At 69.7% G+C, this 12,833-nt stretch carries 10 protein-coding genes; 5 read left to right on the forward strand and 5 right to left on the reverse strand.

The window, feature by feature from the left end:
• Positions 1-166 precede the first annotated feature (166 nt).
• Entirely contained in the window at positions 167-1,513 is a 1,347-nt protein-coding gene (locus ACWPXK_RS15350; protein WP_454196782.1) for a replication-associated recombination protein A, read from the reverse strand.
• 325 nt (positions 1,514-1,838) lie between these two features.
• Between ACWPXK_RS15350 and ACWPXK_RS15355 the strand changes: the two genes are divergently transcribed.
• The gene (locus ACWPXK_RS15355; protein ID WP_454196783.1) at positions 1,839-3,464 is read left to right on the forward strand and encodes an alkaline phosphatase D family protein; all 1,626 of its coding nucleotides are present in this window, start codon (positions 1,839-1,841) and stop codon (positions 3,462-3,464) included.
• 70 nt (positions 3,465-3,534) lie between these two features.
• Here the strand turns inward: ACWPXK_RS15355 and ACWPXK_RS15360 are convergent, their stop codons facing one another.
• The gene (locus ACWPXK_RS15360; protein ID WP_454196784.1) at positions 3,535-4,704 is read right to left on the reverse strand and encodes a phosphotransferase family protein; all 1,170 of its coding nucleotides are present in this window, start codon (positions 4,702-4,704) and stop codon (positions 3,535-3,537) included.
• Between the two features lie 190 nt (positions 4,705-4,894).
• Between ACWPXK_RS15360 and ACWPXK_RS15365 the strand changes: the two genes are divergently transcribed.
• Positions 4,895-5,863: a hypothetical protein gene (locus tag ACWPXK_RS15365; RefSeq protein ID WP_454196785.1), complete on the forward strand. Its 969-nt coding sequence runs from the start codon at positions 4,895-4,897 to the stop codon at positions 5,861-5,863.
• Positions 5,864-5,940: 77 nt separating this feature from the next.
• Here the strand turns inward: ACWPXK_RS15365 and aspS are convergent, their stop codons facing one another.
• Complete coding sequence (gene aspS / locus ACWPXK_RS15370) at positions 5,941-7,713, reverse strand: aspartate--tRNA ligase (RefSeq protein WP_454196786.1); 1,773 nt, start codon at positions 7,711-7,713, stop codon at positions 5,941-5,943.
• Positions 7,714-8,048: 335 nt separating this feature from the next.
• Between aspS and ypfJ the strand changes: the two genes are divergently transcribed.
• Both ypfJ and ACWPXK_RS15380 read left to right on the forward strand, forming a co-directional pair.
• Positions 8,049-8,975 (forward strand): KPN_02809 family neutral zinc metallopeptidase, encoded by a 927-nt coding sequence (gene ypfJ / locus ACWPXK_RS15375; protein WP_454196787.1) that lies wholly within the window; start codon positions 8,049-8,051, stop codon positions 8,973-8,975.
• Between the two features lie 119 nt (positions 8,976-9,094).
• Entirely contained in the window at positions 9,095-9,631 is a 537-nt protein-coding gene (locus ACWPXK_RS15380; RefSeq protein WP_454196788.1) for a hypothetical protein, read from the forward strand.
• 68 nt (positions 9,632-9,699) lie between these two features.
• Here ACWPXK_RS15380 and ACWPXK_RS15385 read toward each other — a convergent pair whose 3' ends face one another.
• A complete protein-coding gene (locus ACWPXK_RS15385; protein WP_454196789.1) occupies positions 9,700-11,286 on the reverse strand; it encodes a hypothetical protein in 1,587 nt (528 codons plus the stop codon).
• Complete coding sequence (locus ACWPXK_RS15390; RefSeq protein WP_454196790.1) at positions 11,283-11,612, reverse strand: type VII secretion target; 330 nt, start codon at positions 11,610-11,612, stop codon at positions 11,283-11,285. Before ACWPXK_RS15390 ends, ACWPXK_RS15385 begins: the two co-directional genes overlap by 4 nt.
• 211 nt (positions 11,613-11,823) lie before the next feature.
• On the opposite strand from ACWPXK_RS15390, the gene ACWPXK_RS15395 reads away from it, so the two are divergent.
• Positions 11,824-12,828, forward strand: coding sequence for an NAD-dependent epimerase/dehydratase family protein (locus ACWPXK_RS15395; RefSeq protein WP_454196791.1), 1,005 nt, complete (start codon positions 11,824-11,826; stop codon positions 12,826-12,828).
• Positions 12,829-12,833 lie beyond the last annotated feature (5 nt).

The following is a 12,833-nucleotide window of genomic DNA, read 5'->3' on the forward strand; positions in this document are numbered from 1 at the left end:
ATTTGAGGTCGCTGCACCATGGCCGTCACCAGGTCCTCCCGTTCTGCTCGGCCGAACGGTGAATACACTGATCATGCAGCCGTACGCTACTCGTCGGGCATTCCCGATCCCGGTTTGTCCTGGGACCGGCTGTATTCGGCGAATCCTGCCGCGCGGCTATCCGGCCTCACGTATCCCGGACGATACGGCGAAGCTTCTGTACGCGGGGACCGATCTCGCGTTCGTGGCCGTGGTCGGTGGGGTGGTAGTAGTCGACGCCGACCAGTTCGTCGGGCGGGTACTGCTGGGCGAGGACGCCGTCCTTGTCGTCGTGCGGGTACTGGTAGCCCTGGGCGTTGCCGAGTGCGGCCGCGCCCGGGTAGTGGCCGTCGCGCAGGTGCGGCGGGACCGCGCCCGCCTTCCCCGCCGCGACGTCGGCCATGGCCGCGCCGATCGCGGCCACGACGGCGCCGGATTTCGGTGCGGTCGCCAGATGGATCGTCGCCTGAGCCAGCGCGAGCCGGCCCTCGGGCAGCCCGACCATCTGCACCACCTGCGCGGCGGCGGTGGCCGTCTGCAACGCCATCGGATCGGCCATGCCGATGTCCTCGCTCGCGTGGATCATCAGCCTGCGCGCGATGAAGCGGGGGTCCTCGCCCGCGCTCAGCATCCGGGCCAGGTAGTGCAGCGCGGCGTCGACGTCCGAGCCGCGGATGGACTTGATGAACGCGCTGATCACGTCGTAATGCTGGTCGCCGGCGCGGTCGTAGCGGACCGCGGCCTTGTCCACGCTGGCCTCGACCAGGTCCACGTCGACGGTGCCGTCGAGCGAGGATTCGGCCGAGGCTTCCAGCGCGGTCAGCGCCCGCCGGGCGTCACCGCCCGCGATCCGGACGATGTGGTCGAGCGCGGCGTCGGTAACGGTGTACTGGCCGTCGAGCCCGCGCGAATCGGTGATCGCGCGGGTGAGCACGACGCGGATATCGGCTTCGGTGAGCGAGCGCAGTTGCAACACCAGCGAGCGCGACAGCAGCGGCGACACCACCGAGAACGACGGATTCTCGGTGGTCGCGCCGACCAGCAGGACGATCCGGTTCTCCACCGCGGCCAGCAGCGCGTCCTGCTGGGTCTTGGAGAAGCGGTGCACTTCATCGATGAACAGCACGGTCTGCTCGCCCGCCGACAACCTGCGACGCGCCATATCGATGACCGCGCGAACCTCCTTGACGCCGGCCGAGAGCGCCGACAGCGCCTCGAAACGACGGCCGGTCGCCTGGGAGATGAGCGCGGCGAGGGTGGTCTTCCCGGTGCCGGGCGGGCCGTACAGCAGCACCGACGCCGCGCCGGAGCCCTCGATCAGCCTGCGCAGCGGAGAACCGGGACCGAGCAGATGCTGCTGCCCGACCACCTCCTCCAGCGTGGCGGGACGCATGCGGACCGCCAGCGGCGCACCCGCGTCCCTGCGCACCACCCTGTCGATCGAGTGCTCCAGAGGCACCGCGGCCCCGGGCACGTCGAACAAGCCATCGCTCACGACTCCGCCTCGCTGGCGCTCGGCTCCGTCGTGCGCGAATGCGCGCTGTGCTCTCGGTTCACTCGCTGACGCTCGCTCACGACTGCGCCTCGCCGGCGCTCGGCTCCGTCGTGCGCGAATGCGCGCCGTGTCCTCGGTTCACTCGCTGACGCTCGCTCACGAAAAGTACGTTACCGAGCCGCACCGACAGCACCGCATGCCCTTCCCGAGCACCATGGCAGCTCGAGCCGCCGTGCGGCTGCGGACGCGCCGGCCGAGTTGCGTGTCGCCGGTCCTTCGGATGTGATCAACACCCGTGACTGAAAACGTGCACGTTTCAGATCCCGTGTCCCTCGGGGGTTTCGCTCGCCGCACCCTCCTGCGAGGTGGCGCGGCGGCAGCCACCGCCACCGCGGTCTTCGGCGCCGGACGCGCGGGCGCCGGGACACCGGTGTTCCGCCACGGCGTGGCCTCGGGCGATCCGCTCCCCGACGGCGTGATCATCTGGACCCGCGTCACCGTCTCCGACGCCGCGACGCCCGGCTCCGGCCTCGGCGCCCCGGCGAGCGTGCGGTGGGAGATCGCCGCGGACGACCGGTTCGCCGCGGTCACCGCCTCCGGCACCGCGACGGCGACCGCGGATTCCGATCACACCGTCAAGATCGACGTCTCGGGTCTCGCGCCGGGGGCCGAGTACTTCTACCGCTTCAGCGCGCTCGGTGCGACCTCGCCGGTCGGCCGCACGAAGACCGCGCCCGCCGCCGCGGATTCCCCCGAACGCCTCCGGTTCGGGGTGGTCTCGTGCTCGAACTGGGAGGCCGGATACTTCGGCGCCTACCGTCATCTGGCCGCGCGTTCCGACCTGGACGCGATCGTGCACCTGGGCGACTACATCTACGAGTACGGTCGCGGCAAGTACGGCGGCCGCAACGGCACGGTGCGAGCGCACGACCCGGCCCACGAAATCGTCAGCCTGGCCGATTACCGCATCCGTCATGCGCAGTACAAGACCGATCCCGATCTGCTCGACCTGCACGCGGCCCTGCCGTTCGTCTGCACCTGGGACGACCACGAGTCGGCGAACAACTCCTGGTCCGGCGGCGCGAACAACCACGACCCCGCGACCGAGGGCAGCTGGGCCGAGCGGCGAGCCGCGACCGTGCAGGCCTACTTGGAGTGGATGCCGGTCCGGGCCGCCGGTTCCGGTGCGCAGGCGCGCATCTACCGCAGGCTGCGCTTCGGCACCCTGGCCGAACTCGCCATGCTGGATTTGCGCAGCTATCGCGACCAAGAGGCGAAGCCGGGAGCGGACTGGCGCGACGCCGACAATCCGGCGCGCACGCTCACCGGCAAGGCCCAGATGGAGTGGCTGACCGCCGGCCTGGCCTCGGCGCCGGTGCGGTGGAAGCTGGTCGGCAACTCGGTGATGATCGCCCCGCTGGCCTTCCCGCCATTGGAACCGGCCACTACGGCGGCGTTCACCAGTACCTTGGGCATTCCGCAGTCCGGCCTGGCACCGAACGGCGACCAGTGGGACGGCTACACCGCCGATCGCGCCCGCCTGTTCCACGCGATCGTCGAGCAGCAGATCTCCGACGTGGTCTTCCTCACCGGCGACATCCATTCCTCGTGGGCCGCGGACCTGCCCGTGCACGCGGCGAACTATCCGGGTGGCGCCACCGCGGGCGCCGAGTTCGTCGTACCGTCGGTGACCTCGACCAGCATCGGCGACATGGTGCGGGCGAACACCGCGCCGATCGCCGAATCGATCAAGTCGGTCAACCACCATCTGCGCTATGCCGAACTGGATTCGCACGGATATGGCGTGCTGGAGGTCACCGCGGACCACGCGCAGATGGACTGGTACTACCTGCTGAATGTGACCGACCCGAATTCCGTGGTGCGCCACGGCGCTTCGTTCGCCGTCCGCTCCGGCGGCCGGATCGAGCCGCGGCAGATCCCGCTCAGCTGATGGGCAGTCCCGCGGTTCGATGACCGTGGGCCTCGCCATTGCGGCGAGTGGCGGACGGCTTCCGCCGGACCTACTCCGACCAGCGCTCTTCCAGCATCGCCGAGACGTCCTCGGCGAAGTCGCCGATGATGTCGTCGCCCGTGCACCTGGCGTCCTCGGCGAGCGCGGCCCAGCGGTTGATCAGGGCCGCCGAGCGCGGCACCGACAGACCGTGCTCCCGGGCGGCCGCGATGCGCGTGTGATCGGCGGGCAGAAACCAGTAGGTGGACAGCCACACCCAGATCAGCCGGGCTTCGAGGATGCGCTCGGCGAGCAGTTCGTCGTCGGCCAGCGCGGGCCACACGCCAACCACCTCGGAGCGCCATGCCTCCACCATCTGCCTGCCGCGCTCGCGGGAGAGTTCGACATCGCACAGGCAGCCGGGGAAGGACACCAGCGCGTAGGCGATGTCCAGGGTGGCGTCGCGGAATCCGCCCCACTCGTAGTCGAGGAAGCGAGCGCCCTCCTCGTTCAAGATCACGTTGTCCGGGCACAGGTCCGACGGGCTGAACGCGCGGAAGCGGCCCGCGGAGTACAGGCGATTGCCGCGCACGATCCGCTCGGCGATCTCCCCGGGCACCTCGATGCCCAGTTCGCGCTGCAGCATGCCGGGCACCTCGGCGATCGCCGTCTCGGCCTGCTGCGCGATGCCGTCCACCCGGTGTACCACCTCGACCCGGCGCAGCAGGGCGACGAAGTCCGCCTCGCGGCCGACGGTCGCGGCGTGCATCCGGCCCAGCGCCTGCGCGAACGCCATCAGCGCGTTGCGGGTGGCCGGCTCGGCTCCGGACTGCAGCACGGCGGTGAGCAGGGAGTTCTCACCGAGGTCGCTGAGGATCAGCAGCCGGTCGGGGAGGCTGTGGGCGATCAGGTACGCACCCGGCCGCTGTTCCCGGCTGAGTGCGGTGGTGAACTGATACGAGACGGTCTCACGGAGAAACGCGGAGTCGATACTGGCGACGCCGGGCGCCAAGCCGCCGGTCCGGCGATCCTGCGCGGCCCCGCGGACCTGCTTGATGATCAGGGTTCGCGGCAACGAGAAGGCGTTCTCCGATACACGCACACGGAGGACCGTCGTTCTACCACTACCGCTGAGTTCGATCGGATCGCTCAGCTTTACCGGAGCACCCATTCGCTTTGTGAGCAACTGTTGCGCTGCGGACACGACTTCGGCGGCGCGTTCGGCCAATAGTGCGGTCATCGCCTCTCAAGTTACTCGCATCGGGTCACTTCTAGCGAGCGGTTACACAACCTTTCCGCGTCGCCCGGCGTGTCTTCGGCAAGGTCGGAGGGCAAAGGCCGGTCGCTTGACACCTTTACACCCGTCGGGTTTTCTCATCGTCAACTGTCCTGCGCCACATCGCAAACCAGTTGAGTGGAAAGGTCTACGCATGACCGAAACTCCGCCTCCCACATCGAAATCGGCTGGCGGCGCCGCCCACCCGGACGACGAGCAGCGCTTCGCGGCGCGGCCAGGGCAGCACGAGAGCGCCGACCCCCAGACGCCAGGAACCGGGACCGGCCAGGCCCGCCACGAAATGGCGGGCTCGGCCGGATATCCGCAGTTCGAGGGCCCCGGCGCCGGGCACTATGGCAACGAACCGCTGGAACCGCCGCCGCCGGTGGGCGCACCGCACCCCAGCTACGGCCCGCCGGGCACCGGGCCGGGCTGGACGCCGTCCGGGGCCGCGCCGCCACAGCAGCCGGTCTACGGCTACCAGCAGCTTCCCGCCGGTCCCGGCACGCTCGACGTCGGCCGGGCGCTCAGCTACGGCTGGGCGAAGTTCCGGGCCAACCCGGGACCGTGGGTCGGGGTGACCGCGGTGGGCGTGGTCATCTATCTGACGTTCTCGCTCGTCGTGCAACTCACCGACCCGACGACGATGCTGCCACTGCTGCTCATCTTCCTGGCGATCATGGCCGGGGTGTGGTTGCTGCAGTCGGCCATGGTGCGCGGCGCGCTGTACGAAACCGACGGCACACCACCGCCGTTCGGCGCGTACTTCCGCTTCTTGAACGCGGGGAACGTACTGCTCACCGCGCTGCTGGCGTTCCTGCTGACCTTTCTCGGCTCGGCGATCTGCCTGATCCCGGGTCTGATCGCCGGCTTGCTGTGCATGTTCTCGCTGCACTTCGTCGTCGATCAGGATCAGGGTCCGTTCGAGGCGCTGAAGTCCAGCTTCAGCCTGGTCGTCGCCAATGCCTGGCAGGTCCTGCTGCTCGCGCTGGCGGTGCTGGTGGTGACCTTCCTCGGGCTGCTGCTGTGCGGTCTCGGCCTGCTGATCGCGGGCCCGGTCGCCACCATCGCCGTGACCTACGCCTACCGCACGCTCACCGGTGGCACCGTCGCCGCACTGTGAACCGGGCGCTCACTGCCGACCGGGGAGCGCATCCCCGCTCGAGCCGCTCCACAGGACCGGCCTCGCAGCCGAAGTCCCTAGTCCTTCTGCTGCCCCGGCTTGACGTCGAGGCCCGCTTCTTTACGCTGCAGCTCGGTGATCGGCGCGGGCGCGTCGGTCAACGGGTCGACGCCGCCGCCGGTCTTCGGGAACGCGATGACCTCGCGGATCGAGTCCTCCCCTGCCAGCAGCGCGGTGACCCGGTCCCAGCCGAACGCGATGCCGCCGTGCGGCGGGGCGCCGAAGGCGAAGGCGTCCAGCAGGAAGCCGAACTTCTCCTGCGCCTCCTCGTGGCTGATGCCCATCACCTTGAATACACGTTCCTGCACGTCACGTCGGTGGATACGGATCGAGCCGCCACCGATCTCGTTGCCGTTGCAGACGATGTCGTAGGCATAGGCGAGCGCGGAGTCCGGCTCGATGTCGAAGGTCTCCAACGATTCCGGCTTCGGCGAGGTGAACGCGTGGTGCACCGCGGTCCACGCGGAATGACCCACGGCCACATCGCCGCTCGCGGTCGCCTCGGCGGTGGGCTCGAACAGCGGCGCGTCCACGATCCACACGAACGACCAGGCGTCCTCGTCGATCAGGCCGACCTTGCGGGCGATCTCGACGCGCGCCGCACCCAGCAGCGCGCGCTGCGCCTTGGCCGCACCGGCCGCGAAGAACACGCAGTCGCCCGGCACCGCGCCGACGTGCTTGGCCAGGCCATCGCGCTCGGCGTCGCTGAGGTTCTTGGCGACCGGGCCGCCCAGCGTGCCGTCTTCGTTCACCAGGACATAGGCCAGCCCCTTGGCGCCGCGCTGCTTGGCCCACTCCTGCCAGGCGTCGAGCTGGCGCCGCGGCTGGCTCGCACCGCCGGGCATGACGACCGCGCCGACGTACGGCGCCTGGAACACCCGGAACGGGGTGTCCTTGAAGAACTCCGTGCACTCGGTGATCTCGACACCGAAACGCAGGTCGGGCTTGTCGGTACCGAATCGGCGCATGGCCTCGGCGTAGGTCATGTGCGGGATCGGCGTGGGGATCTCGTAGCCGACCAGCTTCCACAGCGCGACGAGGATCTCCTCGGCCAGCAGGATCACGTCCTCCTGGCGCACGAAACTCATCTCGAGGTCGAGCTGGGTGAACTCCGGCTGGCGGTCGGCACGGAAGTCCTCGTCGCGGTAGCAGCGCGCGATCTGGTAGTACCGCTCGATGCCGCCGACCATGAGCAACTGCTTGAACAGCTGCGGGCTCTGCGGCAGCGCGTAGAAGTTGCCCGGCTGCAGACGTGCGGGCACCAGGAAGTCGCGCGCGCCTTCCGGGGTTGAGCGGGTCAACGTGGGGGTCTCGACCTCGACGAACTCGTGGCGAGCCAGCACCTCGCGGGCGGCGGCGTTGATCTTCGACCGCAACCGGATGGCGTGTGCCGGCCCCTCGCGGCGCAGGTCCAGGTAGCGATGCTTCAGGCGCGCCTCCTCACCGGGCTGCTCGTCCAGCTGGAACGGCAGCGGGGCGCTCTCGTTCAGCACCTCGAGCTCGGTGACGTTCACCTCGATGGTGCCGGTCGGCAGCTCCGGGTTCTCGTTGCCGCTCGGCCGCGGTTCCACGGTTCCGGTGACGCGCACGCAGTACTCGGCGCGCAGCCGGTGCGCCTGCTCGGCCGGTGCGCCCTCGCGGAACACCGCCTGGGCCACACCGGACGCATCGCGCAGATCGATGAAGATCACCCCACCGTGGTCACGCCGCCGCGCCACCCAGCCGGTGAGAGTGACGGTCAGACCGGCATGCTCGCTTCGCAGCGAACCAGCCAAGTGGGTGCGCAGCACGGGGTTCCTTTCGACGACTCTGGCACCGGCGCGGTGTGACCAAGTGCGGGTCCATCGTAGTGAGACATATTCGGCGAGAGGAAACCGATATAGCCACACCCGTGCCAAGCTGTATACGGCCGGGCCCGCCCGGCGCACGGTACCGGTCACGGGCCACACCAACACGCCCACCACGGGCGCGAGTCCTACGAGCGCCATTCGAGGCCCGCTCGGGTCCGTGTGGCCGAAGCGCATGCGACGAAGTCGCGAGTCTCGGCCGCTCGGATGCGAGCCTTCCCGGGGCCGCGAATACGCCGCGACGCGGTCGCGACAAATCCGACACAGGAGCGACGACGATGACCTTCAACGAGGGCATGCAGATCGATCCGGATCGCGTTTCGTCCGGCGGTGGCCCCGGCATGGGCGGCAAGCTCGCGCTGGGCGGCGGTGCGGGCGGACTCATCGTGCTGGTGCTGACCCTGTTGCTGGGCGGCGACCCGGGCTCCGTTCTCGGCAACTTCACCGGCGCGCCGGACCAGAGCCAGACGCAGCCGGGCACCGCCGGCACGCCGAGCCACTGCAAGACCGGCGCCGACGCCAACAAGTACCTCGACTGCCGGGTGGCGCTCACCGCCCAGAGCCTGGACGCCGTGTGGTCGGCCGAGCTGCCGAAGCAGACCGGCAAGCGCTATGTGGAGCCGGACGTCGTGCTTTTCTCCGGCGCCGTTGCGACCGGCTGCGGCAATGCCACCAGCGAGGTGGGCCCGTTCTACTGCCCGGCCGACCGGACCGCCTACTTCGACACCAGCTTCTTCCAGGACCTGGTGGATCGTTTCGGCGCCAGTGGCGGTCCGCTGGCGCAGGAATACGTGGTGGCGCACGAGTTCGGCCATCACCTCCAGAATCAGCTCGGCGACATCGGCCGCGCACAACGCGATCCTCGCGGCCCTGAGTCCGGTGCGGTGCGCACTGAGCTGCAGGCCGACTGCTACGCGGGCATCTGGGCGCATTTCGCGGACGAACAGCCCGCACCCGGGGGCGACCAGCCGTTCCTGCGGCCGCTGTCGGACAAGGACGTCGACGACGCGCTGTCTGCGGCCGCGGCGGTCGGCGACGACCGCATCCAGCGCGCGGCGCAGGGCAGGGTGAATCCCGAAGCATGGACGCACGGCTCCTCCGAGCAGCGGCAGAAGTGGTTCCTCACCGGCTATCGGACCGGTCGGGTTCGCGCCTGCGATACCTATTCGGCACCGGACCTGAACAACCCGTCCGCTTTGCGGTAAAACCGGATTCGATCGACGACACAGCGCGCCGGTCCGCACGCGGGAGGGCGCGCTGTCATGATCGACGGCAGTTCACCTGTGCCGCAGGCGGACACGGACAGCACCGGAAGATGGGATCCATGCGAGGAACGAAAGCTGTTCTGCTGGTTGTGATGCTGGCACTCGGGATGGCCGCGGGCACGGCCGCGGCCGACCCGGCCGCCGACCGGCCCAGCGCCCTACCGCCGATCGCGGCGCCACTGGCCCTGTTCACCCTGACCACCATCCCGGACGGCTGGCAGACCCGGACCGATCTACGCCCGCAGCTGGAGATCTTCGCCGACGGCCGGGCGGTCAGCAGTCCCGACGCCGTTGCCGCCGGTCGTCGCCCGGAGACGCCGCCGAAGCGGATCGAAGGCCACATTCCGCCCGATGCGCTGAAAGCCGCGGTGGCCGAGACCACCGCTCTGGCCACGGCGGATCTCGGTGTGCCGAGGGCCGCCGATCAGAGCAGCCGGATCATCGACTACATGCCGCAGTCAGCGGGGCAGGACGTGCATCTGGTCGTGTATGCGCCCGAGGCCACCGACGGGCTCGGCGCCGAGCAGCAGGCCGTGCGCAAACGCTTCGCCGACCTCTACAAGACACTGCTCGACGCGTTCGTCCCGGACAACTGAGAACCGCACGGTGCTCGGCCCGGAGCGGACCACCGTTGCGTAGGCCGAGCCGGAAGCATTGCCGCGGACTAGAACTGGTCCTGTTCGTAGTCCGAGCTGATGATCTCGTCGGAGTGCGTCGCGCCGATGACGTCCGGCGTGGACTCCCCCAGCGGACCGGTGAGATCGTCGTTGCCGGTGGGGCTCGAGTACGGCTGTACCGTGCGCGAGTGCTCCGCCTCATCGTTCCGTTGCCCCGCGGCGGCGGCCGGGCCGCCCATGAAGCTGTTGGCTCCGGCCGCGGTAGTGCCGGGCGTGCCGGTTCCGAACGGCGTGCCGGGCATACCGGCGACCGGGCGGACCGGAGCGACTGGAGTGCCGGGCAGGCCGGTGGGCTTGGGTACGGAGGGCGTGCTCGGGGTTCCCGGCCGACCGGGACTGCCGAACAATCCGGACGGCGCACCGTGGCTGGTACTCGGGCTCTGCGGGGTGTGCACCGACGAGGGCGTGGTCAGGGGGCTCGACGTGCCGGGCGTGGAAGAGTCCAGGCCGGCCGCCTTGGTCGCGGTGTCGGTCGCGGTCGACTGCGCATGCTCCAGGATCGGCTGGCCGACGTTCTGCGCCAGCGACTGCGCGGCTTCCTGCGCCTCCGGTCCGACCAGCTGCTGCACCATGCCGCCGAGCTCGGCGGTCTTGCCCGCCAGATCACCGCGGGTGGCGTTGACCACGCCGACGGCGTGGCCCAGGTGCTCGGTGGCCGACGCGATCAGCGTCGCCTGTGCGGGCGGGGTGAGGATCACCGGGGCGAGCGCGGTCGCCTGGGTGGCGAAGGACGAGGCGATGCCGAGCAGCTGCGCGTTGCCCTGCTGCACCACCACGGCGGCGCGCTGGGTGAGTTCGGCGATATCGATGCCGCGCTGGCCGGTCTCCTGGCCCTCGACGTTCGCCTGCTGGCTCGTGGCCTGGGCGTTGCGGGCGGCCTGGCCCTGCCACACCTGCTCCACCGTGGCCATGCTGCCCCTGCCCACCTGCATGGCCATCTCGATGACCTTGGAGGACTGGCTGAGGATCGCGGTCGGATCGAATGCGCCGATGACGCCGGTGCCGAAGCTGCCGAGCAGGTCGAGGATCGGCTTCATCAGCACGTCCACGCCGGGCAGCGCGGGCAGCGCGACGCCCTGCATCAGCGCGGCGACCGGATCGGCGGGCAGCGGCGGCAGCGCGGCCGCTGCCTGATTCACCTGATTCGCCGCGGTGGCGATCGAGCTCGGCGCGTCGGTGAGGGCACCGCTCAGCACGCCGTCGGCGTGCTCGAGCGCGGCTCGGGCCACCGGAGCTGCCGCGGCGTTCGCGTCGCCGAGCAGGGCGGACACCTCGTGCGGCACGCCGGGAAGATCCTCGCCGCCTGGAACACCGTTCAGTCCGGGGAGTCCGGCGGGAGTCGCGCCGATCGTCTGCTGATCCTCGGAGACCTTGCGCGCCAATACGAATGCGGGCGGCTCGATCGGCGGCATGTCCTCGGGCAGCTGGGGCAGCGGCAGGTCGAGCACCGCCTGCGCCGGGGAATTCTGCAGGGCGTCCAGCACGGTCTGCTGGCCGATGGCGACATTCTGCTCGGCCGCGTGCGCGACGGCCTGCTCCTCCGGGGCGATGACCCCGCTGTCGAGCGGTCTCATACCAAGCCCCCGATCTCGCCCGTCTTCGATCCGAGCGCGCCCGCATTGGACCAGTCCATGGCGTCGAAGGCCGCCGCGGCGCTGAACGCCGACTCCGAGAGCTTGGCATATTTGGCCGACAGATCGTTGATGTCTTTGGCCTGCAACAGCTGCGCCGCGGCGAACATCGCCAGGTAGTCCGCGCCGATCAGGCCGAACACCGGAACCAGCGCGGCAATGTTCTTCGCCGCGTCGATATTGCCCGCCCCAGCCAGATCACCGGCGATACCCGCGTTCGTGGCGGCGAACGCCCGGACCGCTTCGGTCTCTACCGAGAGATCACTCATCGAGTTGCCCCCCAAATCGTCGTGAACATGCGTCATGAACTTCGTCGTGACCGCTCCCGCTCCCTGCCGAATCGGCAAGGGCCGCTACGGTTGCGCTCAATATAGCGGACGGTACCGGCATGTTTCGAGCCCGAACGCGCCGCGGGACAAGGCAACCGGCACGCAATTGGAACGTGTTGCAAATTAGAACAAGTTCTATATTCTCTCTGCCATGAAGGTCGCAGTGACCGGCGCAGCCGGCTACCTTGGCACGAACCTGCTCCGCCTGCTCACCGAGCGCGGACACCAGGTCACCGCCATCGATCGCGCGATTCCCGGCGAGACGGCGGCGCCCGGCGTCACCTGGGTGCGCGGCGATGTGCTGGATCCGGCGTCGATGCGCGCCGCGCTGGCCGGCGCCGAGGTCGTCTACCACCTGGTCGCGGTGATCACCCTCGCCGAGAAGAACGACCTGGCCTGGCGGGTGAACACCGAGGGCGTGCGCGTCGTCGCCGAGGCGGCGCTGGCCGTCGGCGCGCGCCGCATGGTGCACGCCAGCTCCATCCACGCGTTCGACCAGTACAGCTGCGGCGGCCGGATCGACGAGCGCGCTCCGCGGTCGACCGACCCGGCCCTGCCGGTCTACGACCGTTCGAAGTGGGCGGGCGAGGTGGCACTGCGCGAGGTGATCGACCAGGGCTTGGACGCGGTGCTGTGCAATCCCACCGGCGTCTTCGGCCCACTGGACTACGGCAAGCCGCTGTCCCGGATCAACCGGACCTTGAAGGATGCGGCGCTGGGGCGGGTGCCCGCCATGATCGGCGGCGGATTCGACCTGGTGGACGTGCGCGACGTGGCCGAAGGCCTGATGCTGGCCGGCGAACGCGGCCGCACCGGCGAGAACTACCTGCTGGGCGGGTCGATGATCGCGATGCTCGAGCTGTGCCGCGCCGCCGCGGCGCACGGCGGCAAGAAGGGCCCGAAGTTCGCCATCCCCGCCAAGCTGGTCTCCGGCGTGATCCCGGTGCTGGCACCCATCGGCAAGCTGTTCAATTCCGACATCGTCTCCAAGGCCGCGCTCGGCGCGCTGATCTCCGCGCCGATCGTCGACCACGGCAAGGCCGCGCGCGAACTCGGGTACCAGCCGCGCACGCTCGACGAGACCGTCCGCGACCTGGTCACCTTCTTCGCCGACCCCACTCGGCTCGCGCCGCCCGGCGCCAAGCAGATCGCTTGACAGCT

This window comes from Nocardia sp. Marseille-Q1738 (assembly GCF_965283145.1).

What these genes read in the sequence shown, in the direction of transcription:
- ACWPXK_RS15390 (WP_454196790.1), bottom strand. Translation starts at nt 11,612, where the DNA reads ATGAGTGATCTCTCGGTAGAGACCGAAGCGGTCCGGGCGTTCGCCGCC.
- ACWPXK_RS15380 (WP_454196788.1), top strand. Translation starts at nt 9,095, where the DNA reads ATGCGAGGAACGAAAGCTGTTCTGCTGGTTGTGATGCTGGCACTCGGG.
- ACWPXK_RS15365 (WP_454196785.1), top strand. Translation starts at nt 4,895, where the DNA reads ATGACCGAAACTCCGCCTCCCACATCGAAATCGGCTGGCGGCGCCGCC.
- ACWPXK_RS15360 (WP_454196784.1), bottom strand. Translation starts at nt 4,704, where the DNA reads ATGACCGCACTATTGGCCGAACGCGCCGCCGAAGTCGTGTCCGCAGCG.
- ACWPXK_RS15385 (WP_454196789.1), bottom strand. Translation starts at nt 11,286, where the DNA reads ATGAGACCGCTCGACAGCGGGGTCATCGCCCCGGAGGAGCAGGCCGTC.
- ypfJ (WP_454196787.1), top strand. Translation starts at nt 8,049, where the DNA reads ATGACCTTCAACGAGGGCATGCAGATCGATCCGGATCGCGTTTCGTCC.
- ACWPXK_RS15395 (WP_454196791.1), top strand. Translation starts at nt 11,824, where the DNA reads ATGAAGGTCGCAGTGACCGGCGCAGCCGGCTACCTTGGCACGAACCTG.